Here is an 18,672-nt window from a genome sequence, read left to right on the forward strand (position 1 = left end):
AGCCGCCCAAGGGCGGCTTTGTATGGCAGAGCCAGGGTGTGAACCGATCAGGCCGTTTCGCCGTAGACGGACACGGTGACTTCAACGGCCACGTCGGTGTGCAGGGCCACCGTGACGGTGTTGTCGCCCACGACCTTGATCGGGCCGTTGGGCAGGCGGACTTGCGACTTCACCACGTTGTAGCCTTGCTTGTTCAGCTCTTCGGCGATGTCATGGTTGGTCACGGAGCCGAACAGACGGCCGTCCACGCCAGCCTTCTGGGTCAGCTTGACGGTGGTGCCGGCCAGCTTTTCGCCTTGTGCCTGGGCGGCAGCCAGCTTCTCGGCGGCGGCCTTTTCAAGTTCGGCGCGCTTGGCCTCGAACTCGGCCTTGGCGGCTTCGGTGGCGCGGCGGGCGCGACCCGTGGGGATCAGGAAGTTGCGGGCGTAACCGTCCTTGACCTTGACGATCTCGCCGAGGTTACCGAGGTTCACGACCTTGTCGAGCAGGATGATTTGCATGGTAATCGTGCTCCTTAGATCTTGTGCTGGTCGCTGTAGGGCAACAGGGCCAGGAAGCGGGCGCGCTTGATGGCGGTGTTGAGCTGGCGCTGGTAGATCGCGCGCGTGCCGGTCAGGCGCGCGGGGATGATCTTGCCGTTCTCGGCGATGAAGTCACGCAGGGTGTCGACATCCTTGTAGTCGATTTCTTCGACGCCTGCGACCGTGAAGCGGCAGAAGCGCTTGCGCTTGAACAGCAGCGACTGGGTGTTGCGCTTCGGGCGCTTGTCCTTGTTGAATTTCTTGAACGTGGCCATTTTCGGACCTCTTGAAAATTAATCTTGTTGAATATCCTGGATGTGGAACACCAATCCCTTGCCGCCGCGCCCCGTAGCCAAGAAGCCCTGGAACCTCCAGACGCTTCCCAGTGCTTGCCGGGCCAGGCGCTCCGCAAGAGCGCCAAATGCGAGGGCTTTCACGCTGGCCTTGACCTGCCGATCCGCCCCGGCTTCCCGCTGGAGCGACTCGTGCTCGAGTCGTATATCCAGCGCCGGCAGGCCGGCGGGCGTGTAGCGCAGAGGCTGGACCTCGGCGATACAGGCTGTCAGGACCCAATGGTTGTTCACACCTCCTGGCTGACAGGCTGGTCGATCAGCGCTCGTTCGAAGCGGCAAACTCGGCCTGGCTGGCCTTGCGTGCTTCTTCGCGCTCGACGGTCTTCATCATGGAGGACGCGCCCGTTTCGGCCTTCTTCTTCTGCACCGTCAGGTGACGCAGCACGGCGTCGTTGAACTTGAAGGCGTGCTCGAGTTCGGCCATCACAGCCTGGTCGGCTTCGATGTTCAGGCACAGGTAGTGGGCCTTGGCCAGCTTGTTGATCAGGTAAGCCAGTTGACGGCGACCCCAATCTTCCACACGGTGCACCTGGCCGCCGCCGGCAACGATCATGCCCTTGTAGCGCTCCAGCATGGCCGGAACCTGTTCGCTCTGATCCGGATGGATCAACAAAATGATTTCGTAGTGACGCATGCAAACTCCTTTTGGATGACACCACCCGCCGCGTCGTGTAGCGGTGTGGCAAGGCAAAGCGCGAGATTATAGCAACGCGCGCTCACCTTGTACACTGCGCACCGTCCACACTCCTGCACGCGGCACGCCAAAGCCCCCGCGTTGCACGCAAAGAACGCCATTTGCACCATTCGCGCTTGAAAACCGCGGATGCGCCCCTAACTGGCGCGCATAAGCATTCCAATTCAACCCAAGTCGACATGTCCGAGAACCAGAATCCCCCTCCCTCTCCTGAAGAGATTGAAGCAGCGATGTCCGCCAATGCCGCCGACGAACTGAACCGCCTGCAGGGCGAACTGGCCGAACTCAAAGCCAAGAGCGCCGACCTGGCCGATCAATTTTTGCGCGCCAAGGCCGAGGCCGAGAATGCCCGACGGCGTGCGGAGGATGAGGTAGCCAAGGCCCGCAAGTTCGGCATCGAGAGCTTCGCCGAAAGCCTGCTGCCTGTCTGCGACAGCCTGGACGCCGCCCTGGCCATCGAGAACGCCACGGCCGAGCAACTGCGCGAGGGGTCGGACGCCACCCTGCGCCAGCTGATGTCGGCGCTGGAGCGCAACAAGGTGGTCATCGTGAACCCCGAGGCCGGCACCAAGTTCGACCCGCACCAGCACCAGGCCATCAGCATGGTGCCCGCCGACCAGGAAGCCAACACCGTCGTGAGCGTGCTGCAAAAGGGCTATCTGATCTTTGACCGCGTCCTGCGCCCAGCGCTGGTCACGGTGGCCGCGCCCAAGTAAATAAATCTCAGCACCGCCGCTTGAAGACGGGCAAGTTATCCACAAGTTACTGGCTATCAGCCATTTCAGACATCACGGAGAAAAACATGGGAAAAATCATCGGTATTGACCTGGGCACCACCAACAGCTGCGTGGCCATCATGGAAGGCAACAACACGCGCGTGATCGAGAACAGCGAAGGCGCGCGCACCACGCCGTCCATCGTCGCGTACCAGGAAGACGGCGAGATTCTGGTCGGCGCCTCGGCCAAGCGCCAGGCCGTGACCAACCCCAAGAACACGATCTACGCCGCCAAGCGCCTGATCGGCCGCAAGTTCGAGGAAAAGGAAGTGCAGAAGGACATCGACCTGATGCCCTTCACCATCACCCGCGCCGACAACGGCGATGCCTGGGTGGAAGTGCGCGGCCAGAAGCTGGCCCCCCCGCAGATCTCCGCGGAAGTGCTGCGCAAGATGAAGAAGACCGCCGAGGACTTCCTGGGCGAGCCGGTGACCGAGGCCGTGATCACGGTTCCCGCGTACTTCAACGACGCCCAGCGCCAGGCCACCAAGGACGCCGGCCGTATCGCGGGCCTGGATGTGAAGCGCATCATCAATGAGCCTACCGCCGCCGCGCTGGCTTTCGGCCTGGACAAGCAGGACAAGGGCGACCGCAAGATCGCCGTGTATGACCTGGGTGGTGGCACGTTCGACGTGTCCATCATCGAGATCGCCGACGTCGATGGCGAAAAGCAGTTCGAAGTGCTGTCCACCAACGGCGACACTTTCCTGGGCGGCGAGGACTTCGACCAGCGCATCATCGACTACATCATCGGCGAGTTCAAAAAGGAACAGGGCGTGGACCTGTCCAAGGACGTGCTGGCCTTGCAGCGCCTGAAGGAAGCCGCCGAGAAGGCCAAGATCGAGCTGTCGAACTCCTCGCAGACCGACATCAACCTGCCCTACATCACGGCCGATGCCTCGGGTCCCAAGCACCTGAACATCAAGCTGACCCGCGCCAAGCTGGAATCGCTGGTAGAAGACCTGATTGAGCGCACCATCGCGCCCTGCCGCACGGCCATCAAGGACGCCGGCATCTCCGTGTCCGACATCGACGACGTGATCCTGGTCGGCGGCATGACCCGCATGCCCAAGGTGCAGGAAAAGGTCAAGGAATTCTTCGGCAAGGAACCCCGCAAGGACGTGAACCCCGACGAAGCCGTGGCCGTGGGCGCAGCCATCCAGGGCCAGGTGCTGTCGGGCGACCGCAAGGACGTGCTGCTGCTGGACGTGACGCCGCTGTCGCTGGGCATCGAGACCCTGGGCGGCGTGATGACCAAGATGATCACGAAGAACACCACGATCCCGACGAAGTTCGCGCAGACCTTCTCGACGGCCGAGGACAACCAGCCCGCCGTGACGATCAAGGTGTTCCAGGGCGAGCGCGAGATTGCCAGCGCCAACAAGCTGCTGGGCGAGTTCAACCTGGAAGGCATTCCCCCGGCGTCGCGCGGCACGCCCCAGATCGAAGTGACCTTTGACATCGACGCCAACGGCATCCTGCATGTGGGCGCCAAGGACAAGGGCACGGGCAAGGAGAACAAGATCACCATCAAGGCCAACTCCGGCCTGTCCGAGGACGAGATCCAGAAGATGGTGAAGGACGCCGAGCTCAACGCCGCCGACGACAAGAAGAAGCTGGAGCTGGTGCAGGCCCGCAACCAGGGTGAGGCCGCCGTGCACACGGTGAACAAGAGCCTGTCCGAGCACGGCGACAAGCTGGACGCCGGTGAGAAGGAAAAGATCGAGGCCGCCGTGAAGGACCTGGAAGCTGCCCTCAAGACCGAGGACAAGGCCGCCATCGACGAGAAGACCACCGCACTGATGGCTGCCAGCCAGAAGCTCGGCGAGAAGATGTACGGCGATGCGCAGGCCGCTCAAGGGGCCGAGGCTGCCGGTGCGCAAGCTGCCGCCAGTGGCTCCGCCGGCGCCGCCGCGCAGGACGACAACGTGGTGGATGCCGAGGTCAAGGAAGTCAAGAAGGGCTGATCGCGCCAGCGCATCCCGTGCCTAGCCGCCGCGTCGAGCCCCGCCAGCCGGGGTTCGCGCGGCGTTCGTGCTCCCAACCGGCCTGAAGATTGCCCATGTCCAAGAGAGATTTTTACGAGGTCCTTGGCGTTCCCAAGAACGCCTCGGACGATGAGATCAAGAAAGCCTATCGCAAGCTCGCGATGAAGTACCACCCTGACCGCAACCAGGGTGACGCTGCCAAGCCTGCCGAAGAGAAGTTCAAGGAGGCCAAGGAAGCCTACGAGATCCTGTCCGACGCACAGAAACGCGCCGCCTACGACCAGTACGGCCACGCGGGCGTAGACCCCAACATGCGTGGCGGCATGGGTGGCGCCGAGGGCTTTGGTGGCTTTGCCGAAGCCTTCGGAGACATCTTCGGCGACATGTTCGGCGGCGCGCGCGGGCGCGGCGGCCGGCAGGTGTACCGCGGCAACGACCTCTCCTACGCGATGGAAATCACGCTGGAGGAAGCCGCCAAGGGCAAGGAAGCGCAGATCCGCATTCCCAGTTGGGAAAGCTGCGAGACCTGCCACGGCAGCGGCGCCAAACCCGGCACCAGCGCCAAGACCTGCGGCACCTGCCAGGGCTCTGGCACGGTGCAGATGCGCCAGGGTTTCTTCAGCGTGCAGCAGACCTGCCCCCACTGCCGCGGCACGGGCAAGATCATTCCCGAGCCCTGCACGGCCTGCCACGGCCAGGGCCGGGTCAAGAAACAAAAGACGCTGGAGGTGAAGATCCCCGCCGGCATCGACGACGGCATGCGCATCCGCTCCACCGGCAACGGGGAACCGGGCACCAATGGCGGGCCGCCGGGCGACCTGTACATCGAGATCCGCATCAGGAAGCACGACATCTTCGAGCGCGACGGCGACGATCTGCACTGCCAGGTTCCGGTGAGCTTCATCACCGCGGCGCTGGGTGGAGAGATCGAGGTGCCCACGCTGCAGGGCAAGGCGGCCATCGATATCCCCGAAGGCACACAGGCCGGCAAACAGTTTCGCCTGCGGGGCAAGGGCATCAAGGGGGTGCGCTCCAGCTACCCCGGCGATCTGTACTGCCACATCATCGTGGAAACCCCGGTCAAGCTCACCGAGCACCAGCGCAAGCTGCTCAAGGAACTGGACGAGTCGCTCAAGAAGGGCGGTGCCAAGCATTCGCCGTCCACCGAGAGCTGGACCGACCGGCTCAAGAGCTTCTTCAGCTGACCCCCTGGACAAGGCCCGCGGACAGCGGGCCTTTTTTTGCCTGGGCTTTGGTCAATCCCGATCTGTTTATTCAGGAACGACCGGCCCATCGTTGACAAAAATCAGGTTATGGGTATTCACCGCGACCTAAGGTACGCAGCCTGCGCAGGATCAGACGATCCGCGCACAAGCCAGCCGAAAGAGCGCCCCCGTGACCGACCCAGCCCGCCAACCGACTTCCCCCGACATCCCTTCCGCACCCGAACTGGTCTGCCCCGCCGGCAGCCTGCCTGCACTCAAGGCGGCCGTTGACGGCGGAGCCGACTGCGTCTACCTCGGACTGCGCGACGCGACGAATGCACGCAATTTCGCGGGTCTGAACTTTGACGAGGCGGCCATCCAGAACGGCATTGCCTACGCCCATGCGCGCGGGCGCAAGGTGCTGCTGGCACTCAACACCTACCCGCAGGCCGCCAACCCCGCCCCCTGGCGCGCCGCCCTGGACCGCGCGGCCGCCTGGGGGATCGACGCCGTGATCATGGCCGATCCCGGCCTGATGCAATACGCCATGCGCCACCATCCGCAGCTGCGGTTGCACCTGTCGGTGCAGGGCTCGGCCACCAACCACGACGCCATCAACTTCTACCACCAGCAGTTCGGCATCCAGCGCGCCGTGCTGCCGCGCGTGCTCTCGCTGGAGCAGGTGCGCCAGGTGATCGACCGCACGCCGGTGGAGATCGAGGTGTTCGCCTTCGGCAGCCTGTGCGTGATGGTCGAAGGGCGCTGCGCGCTGTCGTCTTATGCCACGGGTGAGTCGCCCAACACGCACGGCGTGTGCTCACCCGCGAAGTTCGTGCGCTGGCAGGAGACGCCCAAGGGCCTGGAGTCGCGCCTGAATGGCGTGCTCATCGACCGCTACGGCAACGGCGAGAACGCCGGCTACCCCACGCTGTGCAAGGGCCGCTTCGACGTGGGCGACGAGAGCAACTACTACGCGCTGGAGGAACCCACCAGCCTCAACACGCTGGAACTGCTGCCCAAGCTTGTGAAGATGGGCGTGCGTGCCTTCAAGATCGAGGGCCGTCAGCGCAGCCCCGCGTACGTGGCCCAGGTGACCAAGGTCTGGCGCGAGGCCATCGACCACTGCATGGCGCAAGGCCACCTGTACAGCCCCAAGACCGCCTGGATGGCCAGCCTGGACCAGGTGGCCGAGGGCCAGCAGCACACGCTGGGCGCCTACCACCGCCCCTGGAAATGAAGTGCGAAGAACACCCCCCTGTGCCGTTGCCCGGCAGCCTGGGCCTGGGTCACGCCGATTTATGCGGCGGGGACTGCGCTTGGCCCCCTGAAGAACTGAGAGCATCAAGATGAAATTAGCCCTGGGCCCGCTGCAGTACTACTGGCCGCGCGATACCGTTTTTGATTTTTACCAGGCCATGGCCGAGACGTCGGTGGACGTCGTCTACCTTGGCGAAGCCGTGTGCTCGCGCCGCCGCGAGCTGCGCCAGAGCGACTGGATCGACATCGCACGCATGCTGCGCGACGCCGGCAAGCAGGCTGTGCTCTCCACCATGGTGCTGCTGGAGTCCACCTCCGACGTATCTGCCATGCACAAGATCGCCCAGGACGAGGAATTCCTCATCGAGGCGAACGACATGGGCGCCGTGCACCAGCTTGCAGCCAAGCGCGCCTTCGTCGCCGGCCCCCAGCTCAACCTGTTCAATGCCGATTCGCTGAACTGGATGGTCGGCCTGGGCGCCAGCCGCTGGGTCATGCCATTGGAGATGCGCCAGGCCGACCTGGCCGTGCTGCAGCAACACAAACCCGCGGGGCTGGAAACCGAAGTCTTCGCCTACGGCCGCATGCCCTTGGCGTTCTCGGCGCGCTGCTTCACGGCACGCCACTACAACCTGCCCAAGGACGACTGCGGTTTTCGCTGCATCGAGCACCCGGACGGCCAGCTGCTGGCCACCCGCGAAGGCGAGGGCTTCCTGGTGCTCAACGGCATCCAGACCCAGTCGGCGCGCGTGCACAACCTCATCCAGGACGTACCTGCGCTGCGCGTGCTGGGCGTGGAACTGCTGCGCCTGTCCCCCCAATCGCAGCATATGACAGAGGTCATTGCCGCCTTCGACGCGGCCCGCAAGGCGCCCCAACCCGATGCAGGTGCCCTTGACCGCATGCGCCCCCTGATGCCCGAGGCCCCCTGCAACGGTTACTGGCACGGCAAGCCCGGACTGGATCTGGTGCAGCCCGCCGTGACATCCTGAGCCACCGCACTTACTCCTTCAAGCCATGACCGCTACCCCACCCGCACCGTTCACCCTGCCGCGCCCCGTGGGCGCCGTGCTCTCGCGTTTGCCCGCCTATCCGGGCTCGGTCCTGCTGGTTACGGCCATCAACCTGGCCCTGTCGCGCCACCTGCCGCAGGACGTGAAGGACCTGCTCAAGGACAAGCGCCTGTCCATCCGCGTGCGCGACGCGCGCGTGGCCTTCGACTTCACCTGGAACGGCCAGCGCTTTGCGCCCAGCGCGCCGCAGGCCAACCCGGACCTCGCGATCAGCGCCAATGCGCAGGACTTCGTGCTGCTGGCGCAGCGTCGCCAGGACCCGGACACACTGTTCTTCAACCGCCGCCTGGTGATGGAGGGCGACACCGAGTTGGGCCTGGTGGTCAAGAACGCGCTGGACGCCATCGACCTGCCCGTGCTCGACCCGCGCCACTGGGCGCCGCGCGCCGTGCTCTCGCGCTGGGCCCCGCAGCTTGCGCGACAATTGCCGCCTCTTCCGCCCTTCTTTGGAGGTCGTTCGTGACGGAACCTGCCCCTTGCGATGTCCACCCGCTGGTCTATTCCTGCTCCGGCTGCTCCAGCGCCGCGCAGCTGGCCAACCATGTCGCCGTGCGGCTGGACCGTGAGGGTGTGGCGGAAATGTCGTGCATCGCTGGCGTGGGGGGCGACGTGCCCAAGCTGGTCAAGCTGGCGCGCTCGGGCCGTCCCATCATCGCGCTCGACGGCTGCCCCCTGGTGTGCGTGAAGAGCAGCCTGGCGCGCCACGGCATTACGCCGGCACGCCACTTCCAGTTGCATGAATACGGCGTGAAGAAGCGCAACCACCAGGACTTCGACCCGGCCGAGGCCGCCCAGGTGCTGGCGCGCATCCAGGCCGACCTGCACGACCATCCCCTGCGCTCCAAGGCCGCCGCATGAGCCAGCCGCCCCGCCGCGTGATCGTGGGCATCTCGGGCGCCAGCGGCGCCGTGTATGGCGCACGCCTGCTGCAGGCGCTGCAAGACATGCCCAACGTGGAATCGCACCTGGTCGTCTCCGACGCCGGCTGGCGCAACCTGCGCCACGAGCTGGACATGGACCGCGCCAGCGTCGAGGCGCTGGCGGACGTGGTGCACGACCTCGCCAACGTGGGCGCCAGCATTGCCAGCGGCTCGTTCGCCGCGCACGGCATGGTGGTGGCGCCCTGCTCCATGCGCACGCTGGCGGCCGTGGCCCACGGCCTGGCGGACAACCTGCTCACGCGCGCGGCCGACGTGGTGCTCAAGGAGCGGCGTCGCCTGGTGCTGATGGTGCGCGAATCCCCTCTGCACCTGGTGCATCTGCGCAACATGGCGACGGTGACCGAGATGGGCGGCATCGTGTGCCCGCCCATGCCCGCGTTCTACCAGCGCCCCACCAGCGTGGGCGAGATCGTGGACCACAGCGTGGCCCGCGTGCTGGACCTGCTGGGGCTGGAGCATGCCCTGGCGCCGCAATGGCAGGGCCTGCCGTTGGACTCCTGAAACAATAGCTGGTAGCGCTTACTGGATAAGCGCTGGAGCCTGATTTCATTCAAAGCATGCATTACCGCGACCTGCGCGACTTCATGGCCCAGCTGGAGGCCGCGGGCGAATTGCGCCGCATTGCCGAGCCCGTATCCCCTCACCTGGAAATGACCGCGCTGGCCGACCGCGTACTGCGCGCGGGCGGCCCCGCATTGCTGTTCGAGCACCCCACGGGCCATACCATGCCGGTGCTCGCCAACCTGTTCGGCACGCCCGGGCGGGTGGCGCGCGCGCTGGGCGTGGCCGGGCTGCCGGAGATCCGCGCCTTCGGCGAGGTGCTGGCGCAGCTCAAGGAGCCCGAGCCGCCGCGCGGCATGAAGGACCTGTGGGGCAAGCGCGATCTGCTCAAGACGCTGTGGAGCATGGCCCCGGCCACCGTGCGCCGCCCGCCCTGCCAGGAGGTGGTGTGGGAGGGCAGCGACGTCGACCTGACCCGCCTGCCCATCCAGCACTGCTGGCCTGGCGATGTGGCGCCATTGGTCACCTGGGGCCTCACTATCACGCGCGGGCCGCGCAAGGCACGCCAGAACTTAGGGATATACCGCCAGCAGCTGCTGGGCAAGAACCAGCTCATCATGCGCTGGCTGTCGCACCGCGGCGGCGCGCTGGACTTTGCCGACCACTGCCGGCTCAACCCCGGCCAGCCCTATCCGGTGGCCGTGGCCATCGGGGCCGACCCGGCCACCATCCTGGGCGCCGTCACGCCCGTGCCCGACACGCTGTCGGAATACCAGTTCGCCGGGTTGCTGCGCGGCGCGCGCACCGAGGTGGCGCCCGCTTTAGGCGTGCCGCTGTCGGTACCGGCCAGCGCCGAGATCGTGCTGGAAGGCCACATCCATCCCGACGCCAACCACAAGAGCGGCTGGCAGCACGCGCTGGAAGGCCCCTACGGCGACCACACTGGCTACTACAACGAGTGCGCCGAGTTCCCGGTGTTCACCGTCGAGCGCATCACGCAGCGCCAGGACGCCCTGTACCACAGCACTTACACCGGCAAGCCGCCCGACGAGCCGGCCATGCTGGGCCTGGCGCTCAACGAGCTGTTCGTGCCGCTGCTGCAGCGCGCCTTCCCGGAGATCATCGACTTCTACCTGCCGCCCGAGGCGTGCAGCTATCGCATGGCGGTGGTGCGCATCCGCAAGGCCTATGCGGGCCATGCACGGCGCGTGATGATGGGCGTGTGGAGCCACCTGCGCCAGTTTCTGTACACCAAGTTCATCGTGGTGGTGGACGAGGACGTGGACGCACGCGACTGGAAGGAAGTCATCTGGGCCCTGACCACACGCATGGACCCGGCGCGCGACACCCTGTTGATCGAGCACACGCCCATCGACTACCTGGACTTCGCCTCGCCCGTGGCAGGCCTGGGCAGCAAGATGGGGCTGGACGCCACCAACAAATGGCCCGGGGAGACCCAGCGCGAATGGGGCCGCCCCATGGCCATGGATGCCGGCGTGAGCCAGCGCATGAACGCGCTGGCCGACGCGCTGGGACTGTAGAACCCGTCTGCGATCGCCTCGCCGGGTGGGCGAAGCCGCAGGAAGCCCTCCAAGGAGACTGCCATGACCACGACACCGCCCCGCTGGGACCCGCAAGCCCCCGAAGTCCTGCGCGACCAGCGCGCCGCCTACGACCAGCTGCGCGAGCGCTGCCCGCTGGCGCACAGCGACGCGCAGCACTGGTCCGTGCTGCGCCACGCCGAGGTCATGCAGGTGCTCAGCGACCATGCCACCTTCAGCAGTGCGGTGTCCGCCCACCCGGCCGTGCCCAACGGCTACGACCAGCCCCTGCACACGCAGTACCGCCGCGCGCTCGACCCGTTCTTCGCCCCCGAGCGCATGGCGCACTTCGAGCCCGTGTGTCGCGCGCTGTCGGCCGCCACGGTGCAGGAGGCCCTGGCCCTGGGCGGCGAACTGGAGATCACCCACGAGTTCGCCCTGCCCTTCGCGGTGCGCGTGCAGTCCGCGTTCCTCGGCTGGCCCACGCTGCTGCAGGACGAGCTGCTCGGCTGGCTGCGCCGCAGCCAGGCCGCCACCCGCTCGGGCGACCGCACGCAGACCTCGGCCGTTGCGCAGGAGTTCGAAGACCTGGTCGGGCGCGTGCGCCAGGCCCGCCTGGAGGCGCCGCCCACGCAGGACATCACCAGCGAACTGATGCACACCCGTGTGGAGGGCCGCCTGCTGGACCTGCGCGAGCTTGCCAGCGTGCTGCGCAACTGGACGGTGGGCGAGGTCGGCACGATTGCCGCCTCCATCGGCATCCTGCTGCACTGGCTGGCGAGCCACCCCGACTGGCAGCAACGCCTGCGCGCGCAGCCCGGCCTCTTGCCCACGGCCATCGACGAGGTGCTGCGCATCGACGGCCCGCTCGTGGCCAACCGCCGCATCACCACCCGCGACGTGACGCTGGGCGGCTGCCCCGTGCCGATGGGCGAGCGCCTGTCCATCCACTGGATCGCCGCCAACCGCGACCCGCGCGTGTTCGGCGACCCGGATGAATTTCGCATGGACCGCGACCCCGCGCTCAACCTGCTGTATGGCGCAGGCATCCACGTCTGCCCCGGCGCGCCGCTGGCGCGGCTGGAACTGCGGGTGCTGATGGAGGAGTTGCTGGCGCGCACCAGCGCCATCGCACTGCCCGCAGGCCATGCGCCTACGCGGGCCACAGCCCCGGACGCCGGCTACGCCGCGCTGCGGGTGCGTTTGCATCAAACACCCGCGTAGCGCCGCCTGCTACGCTGACGGTCGTCACTTCACAAAGCCATTCCATGTCCGTCAGCATCACTTTCCTCGGCGGGGCCGGCACCGTCACCGGCTCCAAATACCTCGTACGCCACGGCGGCCAGGCGCTGCTCGTGGACTGCGGCCTGTTCCAGGGCTACAAGCCGCTGCGCCTGCGCAACTGGAACCCGCTGCCGGTGGCGCCGCAGGACATTGACGCCGTGCTGCTCACCCATGCCCACCTGGACCACTCGGGCTACCTGCCGCTGCTGGCCAAGGACGGCTTTGGCGGGCCGGTGTTCTGCACGGCCGGCACGCGCGATCTATGCGCCATCCTGCTGCCCGACAGCGGCCATCTGCAGGAAGAAGACGCGGCTTTCCTCAACCGGCACAAGCTCAGCAAGCACGAACCCGCCCTGCCGCTGTACACGCGCCTGGACGCGCAGCACTGCCTGTCGCTGCTGCAAGTGCAGCCCACGCACCAGACCTTCGAGCCCATCCGCGGCTGGCGCGCCACCTTCCAGAATGCAGGCCACATCCTGGGTGCGGCCAGCGTGCTGCTGGAGGTGGGAGGGCGGCGCATCCTGTTCTCGGGCGACCTGGGCCGCCCGGACGACCTGCTGATGCACGCGCCCGACGCGCCGCCCGCGGCCGACACCGTGCTCATCGAGTCCACCTACGGCGACCGCAGCCACCCGCCCGGCACGGTGCTGGACGAGCTGGGGCCCGCGCTGGCACGCCTGGCCGCGCGTGGCGGCGTGGCGGTGGTGCCGGTATTCGCCGTGGGGCGCGCGCAGACGGTGATGTACGCCATCGCCCAGTTGAAGGCCCGCGGCGAAGTGCCTTCCGGACTGCGCGTGTACCTGGACAGCCCCATGGCCGTGAGCGCCACGGAGCTGTTCCAGAACCACCTGAGCGAGACCCGCATCAACCACTCCGAACTGCACGCCATGGCGCGCGGCACGACGCTGGTGCACAGCGTGGACGAATCCAAGGCGCTGGCCCGTCTGCACGGGCCGCGCGTGATCCTGTCGGCCAGCGGCATGGCCACCGGCGGGCGCGTGCTGCACCATTTGGCGCTGCACGCGGGCGACCATCGCAACATGATCATCCTCACCGGGCACCAGGCGGGCGGCACGCGCGGCGCCCGCATCGCCGCAGGCGAAAAAACCATCCGCATCCACGGGCGCGACGTGGCCATCCGCGCCGAGGTGGTGCAATTGGCCACGGCCTCGGCCCACGCCGATGGCGACCAATTGGTGGCCTGGCTGCGCTCCATGCCCTCCACACCCCGGCAGGTGTACGTGGTGCATGGGGAGATGGCTGCGGCCGACATGCTGCGCCAGCGCATCGACCACGCGCTGGGCTGGCCCGTGGAAGTTCCCGAGCATGGCGACAGCGTGACGCTCTAAAACAAGAGCCAAAACAGCCTCCAGCGCTTATTTGATGAGCGCTTCAAGCTATATTTTTCATAGCAAATCCGCCGCTATGCCCCATCCAGCGGCATGTGAGCCATCGCGTATCGCGATGACAAATGACAGACATAAGGGGGAAAATAGGGGACTCACCTCGTCAAACGAGAAGTCACCCACCCCCGATGAAAAGCTCAGAGCGCAGCTTTGCGCGCCGCATTGACCTCACCTCGCTGCAACTGTTCGTGGCCGTCTGCGAACTGGGCAGCATCGGCCGCGCGGCCGAGCGGGAGTTCATCGCCGCCTCGGCGGTGAGCAAGCGCCTGTCCGACCTGGAGGCTGCGGTCGACACGGCCCTGCTGTACCGCCACAGCCGCGGCGTGACGCTGACCCCCGCCGGCGAAAGCCTGCTGCACCATGCACGCAACGTGCTGTTCGGGCTGGAGCGCATGCAGGGTGAGCTTTCCGAGTACGCCGACGGCGTGCGCGGCCATGTGCGCATGCACGCCAACATCTCGGCCATCGTGCAGTTCCTGCCCGAGGACCTGGGCGCGTTCGCCCAGGCACACAGCCAGATCAAGATCGATCTGCAGGAGCACCTTTCGCCCGACGTGCTGCAGGCCGTGCACGAAGGCGCGGCGGATCTGGGGATCTGCAACGTGCCCGCCACGGCCGCCCACGAAGGCCTGCAAAGCCGCCCCTACCGCAGCGACCGGCTGGTGCTGGTCGTTCCCCAGACGCACGCCCTGTCGACCCGCGCATCAATCCGCTTTGAGGAAGTGCTGGACTGGGACATCGTCGGGCTGCACGCGGGCAGCAGCATCAGCCTGGCCATGCGCCAGGCCGCCGCGCAGGCCGCGCGCCCGCTGCGCCAGCGCATCCAGGTCACCAGCCTGGACGCGATGTGCCGCATGATCGACAACGGCCTGGGCGTAGGCCTGCTGCCCGACCGGGCGTTTTCGCTGATGCGCGGCGTGGGGCAACTGGCCGCCGTGCCGCTGGACGAACCCTGGGCCCGGCGCGCGCTGCGCCTGGTGGCGCGCGACTTCGAGGCCCTGCCCGTCACGGCACGGCTGCTGGTCGAACACCTGGCGCCCGCGCCTGCCGCGACGCCCGCCGAGGACGGCGACACCCCCACCTAGAATTCTCACCACCCCACTGAACCCAAGAAACGAGACTGCCATGGGACGCACCCTGTACGACAAGATCTTCGACGAGCACGTCGTCCACACGGAAGAGGACGGCACCGCCGTGCTCTACATCGACCGCCACCTGGTGCATGAGGTGACCAGCCCGCAGGCCTTCGAGGGTCTGCGCGAGGCGGGCCGCAAGGTCTGGCGCGTGAGCTCCATCGTGGCCACGGCCGACCACAACACTCCCACCACCGGTTGGGAGCGCGGCTACGACGGCATTGCCGACCCCATCAGCAAGGAGCAGATCGTCACGCTGGACAAGAACATCCAGGAGTCCGGTGCGGCAGCGTTCTTCCCCTTCCTGTCCAAGCGCCAAGGCATCGTGCACGTGATCGGCCCCGAGAACGGCGCCACCCTCCCGGGCATGACCGTGGTCTGCGGCGACAGCCACACCAGCACCCACGGCGCGTTCGGCGCGCTGGCCCACGGCATCGGCACCAGCGAGGTGGAGCACGTGATGGCCACGCAGACCCTGCTGGCCAAGAAGGCCAAGAACATGCTGGTCCAAGTGAATGGCAAGGTCGCCCCTGGCATCACGGCCAAGGACATCGTGCTGGCCATCATCGGCAGGATCGGCACCGCGGGCGGCACGGGTTACACGATTGAATTTGCCGGGGAAGCCATCCGCGACCTGAGCATGGAAGGCCGCATGACCGTGTGCAACATGGCCATCGAAGCCGGCGCGCGCGCGGGCCTGGTGGCAGTGGACGACAAGACGATCAACTACGTCAAGGGCCGCCCGCTCGCACCCACGGGCGTGGAGTGGGACCAGGCCGTGGCGTACTGGAAGACGCTGCACTCGGACGCGGACGCCAAGTTCGACGCGGTGGTGGAGTTGAACGCCGCCGAGATCGTGCCGCAGGTCACCTGGGGCACCAGCCCCGAGATGGTGCTGGGCATCGACGCCGTGGTGCCCGACCCGGACAATGAGAAGGACCCGTCCAAGCGCGGCGCCATCGAGCGTGCGCTGACCTACATGGGTCTGCAGCCCGGCAAGCCGATGGATGACATCTTCGTGGACAAGGTGTTCATCGGCTCGTGCACCAACAGCCGCATCGAGGACATGCGCGAAGCCGCCGCCGTGGTGAAGAAGCTCGGCCAGAAGGTCGCCAAGAACATCAAGCTGGCCATGGTGGTACCTGGCTCGGGCCTGGTGAAGGAACAGGCCGAACGCGAGGGGCTGGATGCGATTTTCAAGGCCGCGGGCTTTGAATGGCGCGAGCCCGGTTGCTCCATGTGCCTGGCCATGAATGCCGACCGCCTGGAGCCCGGCGAGCGCTGCGCTTCCACGTCCAACCGCAACTTCGAAGGCCGCCAGGGCGCGGGCGGGCGCACGCACCTCGTGAGCCCCGCCATGGCCGCGGCCGCCGCCATCCATGGCCACTTCGTGGACATCCGCCAGTTCGCTTAAGGAGCCTCCCACCATGAAAAAGTCTCTCGCCGCCCTGCTCGCGCTGGCCTTCGTGCTGGCCGGCTGCAACACCGTCAAGGGCATGGGCCAGGACGTGCAGCGCGCCGGCAGCGCCATCGAACGCGCCGCCAAGTAGGCCCCTCCACACCGCCATCCCAGGAGCTCCGCATGAAGAAAGCCCTCGCCTGCCTCGCCACCACGCTGCTGCTAGCCAGCCCCGCCCTGTCGTGGGCCGCCAACCGCGCCTGCGTCATCGAAGGCAGCATCACCTTCAGTGGCAAGACCACGCAGGTCAAGGACTGCATGGAATTCGCCGCCGGCGTGCCCGACGACCAGATCAAGGGCAGCTGCGGCGGCCTGGCGCAGATGTCCGCCCAACTGGGCGGCAAGCCCGGCAAGGTGAGCTACCTGCCGCAGTGCCCGCGCCCGGCCAGCGGCGCCTGCAAGGGGCTGATGGGTCAGCCCGTGGATGCCTACTACTACAACCTGACCGCCGATGCGCTGCAGGACAAGCGCAAGGCCTGCGAAACCTCCAGCGCACAGATCAAGGCCGGCACTTGGACCAACGGCCAGTAAGCCCGCGGGCCCCAACGCCACTTCTTTCCGGACACACCACCATGCAGAAATTCACCCTCCACAAGGGCCTCGTCGCCCCCATGGACCGCGAGAACGTCGATACCGACGCCATCATCCCCAAGCAGTTCCTCAAGTCGATCAAGAAGACGGGCTTCGGCCCCAACCTGTTCGACGAGTGGCGCTACCTCGACAAGGGAGAGCCGGGCGTGCCCGAATCCCAGCGCAAGCCCAACCCCGACTTCGTGCTGAACCAGCCGCGCTACCAGGGCGCGAGCATCCTGCTGGCGCGCAAGAACTTCGGCTGCGGCTCCAGCCGCGAGCACGCGCCCTGGGCGCTGGACCAATACGGTTTTCGCGCCATCATCGCGCCGAGCTTTGCCGACATCTTCTTCAACAACTGCTTCAAGAACGGCCTGCTGCCCATCGTGCTGCCCGAAGCCACGGTGGACCAGCTGTTCAACGAAGCGGCCGCCTTCCCCGGCTACCAGCTCACCGTGGACCTGGAGCGTCAGGTGGTGGTGCGTCCCCAGGGCGAGGAGATCCCCTTCGACGTGGTGCCGTTTCGCAAGTACTGCTTGCTCAACGGGTTTGACGACATCGGGCTGACGCTGCGCCATGCCGACAAGATCCGCGCGTTCGAAGCCGCACGCCTGGCCAGCAAGCCGTGGCTGAGCCACACCATGGCCGCGTGACCCACCACCGGCCCTGACCGATTGATTACAAGCAAAAACAGCCTCCGGCGCTTATCCATCAAGCGCCAACAGCTATCAAAACAGAAGTGAATGACCATGAAAATCGCAGTTCTGCCGGGTGACGGCATTGGCCCCGAGATCGTCGCCGAGGCCGTCAAGGTGCTCGAAGCCCTGGACCTGAAGCTGGAGATGGAGATCGCACCCGTGGGCGGCGCCGCCTACGAGGCCGCGGGCCACCCGCTGCCGGAGTCCACGTTGAATCTTGCCAAGAGTGCCGACGCCATCCTGTTCGGCGCCGTGGGCGACTGGAAGTACGACACGTTGGCGCGCCCGCTGCGCCCCGAGCAGGCCATCCTGGGCCTGCGCAAGCACCTGGGCCTGTTCGCCAACTTCCGTCCCGCGATCTGCTACGAGCAGCTCACGCATGCGTCCAGCCTCAAGCCCGAGCTGGTGGCCGGCCTGGACATCCTCATCATCCGCGAGCTGACCGGCGACATCTACTTCGGCCAGCCGCGCGGGCGTCGCACCGCCGCCGACGGCCACTTCCCCGGCGCCGAGGAAGCATTCGACACCATGCGCTACAGCAAGCCCGAGATCGAGCGCATCGCCCGCGTCGCGTTCGAGGCCGCGCGCAAGCGCAACAAGAAGGTCACCAGCGTGGACAAGGCCAACGTGCTGGAAACCTTCCAGTTCTGGAAGGACGTCGTGACCGAGGTGCACAAGGACTATCCCGACGTGGAGCTGCAGCACATGTACGTGGACAACGCGGCCATGCAGCTGGTGAAAGCGCCCAAGGCGTTCGACGTGATCGTCACCGGTAACATGTTCGGCGACATCCTCTCCGACGAAGCCTCCATGCTCACCGGCTCCATCGGCATGCTGCCCTCGGCCAGCCTGAACGACAAGAAGCAAGGCCTGTACGAGCCCAGCCACGGCAGCGCCCCGGACATCGCCGGCAAGGGCGTGGCCAACCCCCTGGCCACCATCCTCAGCGCCGCCATGATGCTGCGCTTCAGCCTGAACCAGGAAGAAGCCGCGCGCCGCATCGAAGCCGCGGTGCAGCAGGTGCTGGCCCAAGGCCTGCGCACGCCTGACATCTACAGCGACGGCACCACCAAGGTGGGCACGGCACAGATGGGCGATGCCGTGGTGAAGGCCCTCGCTGCCTGACAGGCGGCCTCCCGCACAACGCGCCAGCGGCCCTTCGGGGCCGCTTTTTCGTGGCGCGCAAGCGGCACCAGCGGCACAAGCGGCATCGCAAGTCCGGATCCGGCCAGACGCATCGCCCACGGGCCGGGAGACTCTTCCTTCACCCAA

Annotated in this window: 21 protein-coding genes; 17 read left to right on the forward strand and 4 right to left on the reverse strand. The window is 66.6% G+C overall.

The window, feature by feature from the left end; genetic code table 11:
* Positions 1-47: 47 nt before the first annotated feature.
* Genes rplI through rpsF form a run of 4 tightly spaced genes read right to left on the reverse strand, consistent with a single transcriptional unit; the run spans position 48 to position 1,508 of the window.
* The gene (gene rplI, locus PCQ86_RS14735) at positions 48-500 is read right to left on the reverse strand and encodes a 50S ribosomal protein L9 (RefSeq protein ID WP_011806334.1); all 453 of its coding nucleotides are present in this window, start codon (positions 498-500) and stop codon (positions 48-50) included.
* A gap of 14 nt (positions 501-514) precedes the next feature.
* The gene (rpsR, locus tag PCQ86_RS14740; protein WP_011806335.1) at positions 515-796 is read right to left on the reverse strand and encodes a 30S ribosomal protein S18; all 282 of its coding nucleotides are present in this window, start codon (positions 794-796) and stop codon (positions 515-517) included.
* A gap of 18 nt (positions 797-814) precedes the next feature.
* Positions 815-1,105 (reverse strand): primosomal replication protein N, encoded by a 291-nt coding sequence (priB, locus tag PCQ86_RS14745; protein ID WP_011806336.1) that lies wholly within the window; start codon positions 1,103-1,105, stop codon positions 815-817.
* 25 nt (positions 1,106-1,130) lie between these two features.
* Positions 1,131-1,508, reverse strand: coding sequence for a 30S ribosomal protein S6 (gene rpsF, locus PCQ86_RS14750; protein WP_011806337.1), 378 nt, complete (start codon positions 1,506-1,508; stop codon positions 1,131-1,133).
* Between the two features lie 239 nt (positions 1,509-1,747).
* Here rpsF and grpE point away from each other — a divergent pair, with 239 nt between their 5' ends.
* The 17 genes from grpE (at position 1,748) to leuB (ending at position 18,525) form a co-directional block, all read left to right on the forward strand.
* Complete coding sequence (gene grpE, locus PCQ86_RS14755; protein ID WP_011806338.1) at positions 1,748-2,284, forward strand: nucleotide exchange factor GrpE; 537 nt, start codon at positions 1,748-1,750, stop codon at positions 2,282-2,284.
* A gap of 86 nt (positions 2,285-2,370) precedes the next feature.
* On the forward strand, positions 2,371-4,311 hold the full coding sequence (gene dnaK, locus PCQ86_RS14760; protein ID WP_103737462.1) for a molecular chaperone DnaK: 1,941 nt from the start codon (positions 2,371-2,373) through the stop codon (positions 4,309-4,311).
* 95 nt (positions 4,312-4,406) lie between these two features.
* Complete coding sequence (gene dnaJ, locus PCQ86_RS14765; RefSeq protein ID WP_135148585.1) at positions 4,407-5,537, forward strand: molecular chaperone DnaJ; 1,131 nt, start codon at positions 4,407-4,409, stop codon at positions 5,535-5,537.
* A gap of 190 nt (positions 5,538-5,727) precedes the next feature.
* Entirely contained in the window at positions 5,728-6,774 is a 1,047-nt protein-coding gene (ubiU, locus tag PCQ86_RS14770; protein WP_011806341.1) for a ubiquinone anaerobic biosynthesis protein UbiU, read from the forward strand.
* Between the two features lie 109 nt (positions 6,775-6,883).
* Entirely contained in the window at positions 6,884-7,786 is a 903-nt protein-coding gene (locus tag PCQ86_RS14775) for a U32 family peptidase (protein ID WP_270174086.1), read from the forward strand.
* A gap of 25 nt (positions 7,787-7,811) precedes the next feature.
* The gene (gene ubiT, locus PCQ86_RS14780; protein WP_135148583.1) at positions 7,812-8,330 is read left to right on the forward strand and encodes a ubiquinone anaerobic biosynthesis accessory factor UbiT; all 519 of its coding nucleotides are present in this window, start codon (positions 7,812-7,814) and stop codon (positions 8,328-8,330) included.
* Positions 8,327-8,725, forward strand: a complete 399-nt coding sequence (locus PCQ86_RS14785; protein WP_015913934.1) for a putative zinc-binding protein — start codon at positions 8,327-8,329, stop codon at positions 8,723-8,725. Before ubiT ends, PCQ86_RS14785 begins: the two co-directional genes overlap by 4 nt.
* Positions 8,722-9,309 carry a UbiX family flavin prenyltransferase gene (locus tag PCQ86_RS14790; protein ID WP_011806345.1) on the forward strand — a complete coding sequence of 196 codons (588 nt, stop codon included), beginning with the start codon at positions 8,722-8,724 and terminating at the stop codon, positions 9,307-9,309. Before PCQ86_RS14785 ends, PCQ86_RS14790 begins: the two co-directional genes overlap by 4 nt.
* A gap of 56 nt (positions 9,310-9,365) precedes the next feature.
* A complete protein-coding gene (gene ubiD / locus PCQ86_RS14795) occupies positions 9,366-10,850 on the forward strand; it encodes a 4-hydroxy-3-polyprenylbenzoate decarboxylase (protein WP_123675921.1) in 1,485 nt (494 codons plus the stop codon).
* A 63-nt stretch (positions 10,851-10,913) separates the two neighbouring features.
* Complete coding sequence (locus tag PCQ86_RS14800; protein ID WP_270174087.1) at positions 10,914-12,074, forward strand: cytochrome P450; 1,161 nt, start codon at positions 10,914-10,916, stop codon at positions 12,072-12,074.
* 44 nt (positions 12,075-12,118) lie between these two features.
* Positions 12,119-13,483, forward strand: coding sequence for an MBL fold metallo-hydrolase (locus PCQ86_RS14805; protein ID WP_270174088.1), 1,365 nt, complete (start codon positions 12,119-12,121; stop codon positions 13,481-13,483).
* Positions 13,484-13,668: 185 nt separating this feature from the next.
* The gene (locus PCQ86_RS14810; RefSeq protein ID WP_047350751.1) at positions 13,669-14,625 is read left to right on the forward strand and encodes a LysR family transcriptional regulator; all 957 of its coding nucleotides are present in this window, start codon (positions 13,669-13,671) and stop codon (positions 14,623-14,625) included.
* A gap of 40 nt (positions 14,626-14,665) precedes the next feature.
* On the forward strand, positions 14,666-16,087 hold the full coding sequence (gene leuC, locus PCQ86_RS14815; RefSeq protein WP_103737457.1) for a 3-isopropylmalate dehydratase large subunit: 1,422 nt from the start codon (positions 14,666-14,668) through the stop codon (positions 16,085-16,087).
* A 13-nt stretch (positions 16,088-16,100) separates the two neighbouring features.
* Positions 16,101-16,223 carry an entericidin A/B family lipoprotein gene (locus PCQ86_RS14820; protein WP_172207920.1) on the forward strand — a complete coding sequence of 41 codons (123 nt, stop codon included), beginning with the start codon at positions 16,101-16,103 and terminating at the stop codon, positions 16,221-16,223.
* Between the two features lie 32 nt (positions 16,224-16,255).
* Positions 16,256-16,663: a hypothetical protein gene (locus PCQ86_RS14825; RefSeq protein ID WP_011806352.1), complete on the forward strand. Its 408-nt coding sequence runs from the start codon at positions 16,256-16,258 to the stop codon at positions 16,661-16,663.
* 41 nt (positions 16,664-16,704) lie between these two features.
* On the forward strand, positions 16,705-17,355 hold the full coding sequence (leuD, locus tag PCQ86_RS14830; protein WP_011806353.1) for a 3-isopropylmalate dehydratase small subunit: 651 nt from the start codon (positions 16,705-16,707) through the stop codon (positions 17,353-17,355).
* Between the two features lie 96 nt (positions 17,356-17,451).
* The gene (gene leuB, locus PCQ86_RS14835) at positions 17,452-18,525 is read left to right on the forward strand and encodes a 3-isopropylmalate dehydrogenase (RefSeq protein ID WP_252100973.1); all 1,074 of its coding nucleotides are present in this window, start codon (positions 17,452-17,454) and stop codon (positions 18,523-18,525) included.
* The last annotated feature ends 147 nt before the right edge of the window (positions 18,526-18,672 follow it).

The organism is Diaphorobacter sp. ED-3, from assembly GCF_027625375.1.
Lineage (GTDB): Bacteria > Pseudomonadota > Gammaproteobacteria > Burkholderiales > Burkholderiaceae_C > Diaphorobacter > Diaphorobacter nitroreducens.

What these genes read in the sequence shown, in the direction of transcription:
- dnaK (WP_103737462.1), top strand. Translation starts at nt 2,371, where the DNA reads ATGGGAAAAATCATCGGTATTGACCTGGGCACCACCAACAGCTGCGTG.
- PCQ86_RS14825 (WP_011806352.1), top strand. Translation starts at nt 16,256, where the DNA reads ATGAAGAAAGCCCTCGCCTGCCTCGCCACCACGCTGCTGCTAGCCAGC.
- rplI (WP_011806334.1), bottom strand. Translation starts at nt 500, where the DNA reads ATGCAAATCATCCTGCTCGACAAGGTCGTGAACCTCGGTAACCTCGGC.
- PCQ86_RS14810 (WP_047350751.1), top strand. Translation starts at nt 13,669, where the DNA reads ATGAAAAGCTCAGAGCGCAGCTTTGCGCGCCGCATTGACCTCACCTCG.
- leuC (WP_103737457.1), top strand. Translation starts at nt 14,666, where the DNA reads ATGGGACGCACCCTGTACGACAAGATCTTCGACGAGCACGTCGTCCAC.
- ubiT (WP_135148583.1), top strand. Translation starts at nt 7,812, where the DNA reads ATGACCGCTACCCCACCCGCACCGTTCACCCTGCCGCGCCCCGTGGGC.
- PCQ86_RS14790 (WP_011806345.1), top strand. Translation starts at nt 8,722, where the DNA reads ATGAGCCAGCCGCCCCGCCGCGTGATCGTGGGCATCTCGGGCGCCAGC.
- dnaJ (WP_135148585.1), top strand. Translation starts at nt 4,407, where the DNA reads ATGTCCAAGAGAGATTTTTACGAGGTCCTTGGCGTTCCCAAGAACGCC.
- rpsF (WP_011806337.1), bottom strand. Translation starts at nt 1,508, where the DNA reads ATGCGTCACTACGAAATCATTTTGTTGATCCATCCGGATCAGAGCGAA.
- rpsR (WP_011806335.1), bottom strand. Translation starts at nt 796, where the DNA reads ATGGCCACGTTCAAGAAATTCAACAAGGACAAGCGCCCGAAGCGCAAC.
- leuB (WP_252100973.1), top strand. Translation starts at nt 17,452, where the DNA reads ATGAAAATCGCAGTTCTGCCGGGTGACGGCATTGGCCCCGAGATCGTC.
- PCQ86_RS14775 (WP_270174086.1), top strand. Translation starts at nt 6,884, where the DNA reads ATGAAATTAGCCCTGGGCCCGCTGCAGTACTACTGGCCGCGCGATACC.
- PCQ86_RS14800 (WP_270174087.1), top strand. Translation starts at nt 10,914, where the DNA reads ATGACCACGACACCGCCCCGCTGGGACCCGCAAGCCCCCGAAGTCCTG.
- leuD (WP_011806353.1), top strand. Translation starts at nt 16,705, where the DNA reads ATGCAGAAATTCACCCTCCACAAGGGCCTCGTCGCCCCCATGGACCGC.
- grpE (WP_011806338.1), top strand. Translation starts at nt 1,748, where the DNA reads ATGTCCGAGAACCAGAATCCCCCTCCCTCTCCTGAAGAGATTGAAGCA.
- PCQ86_RS14805 (WP_270174088.1), top strand. Translation starts at nt 12,119, where the DNA reads ATGTCCGTCAGCATCACTTTCCTCGGCGGGGCCGGCACCGTCACCGGC.
- PCQ86_RS14820 (WP_172207920.1), top strand. Translation starts at nt 16,101, where the DNA reads ATGAAAAAGTCTCTCGCCGCCCTGCTCGCGCTGGCCTTCGTGCTGGCC.
- ubiD (WP_123675921.1), top strand. Translation starts at nt 9,366, where the DNA reads ATGCATTACCGCGACCTGCGCGACTTCATGGCCCAGCTGGAGGCCGCG.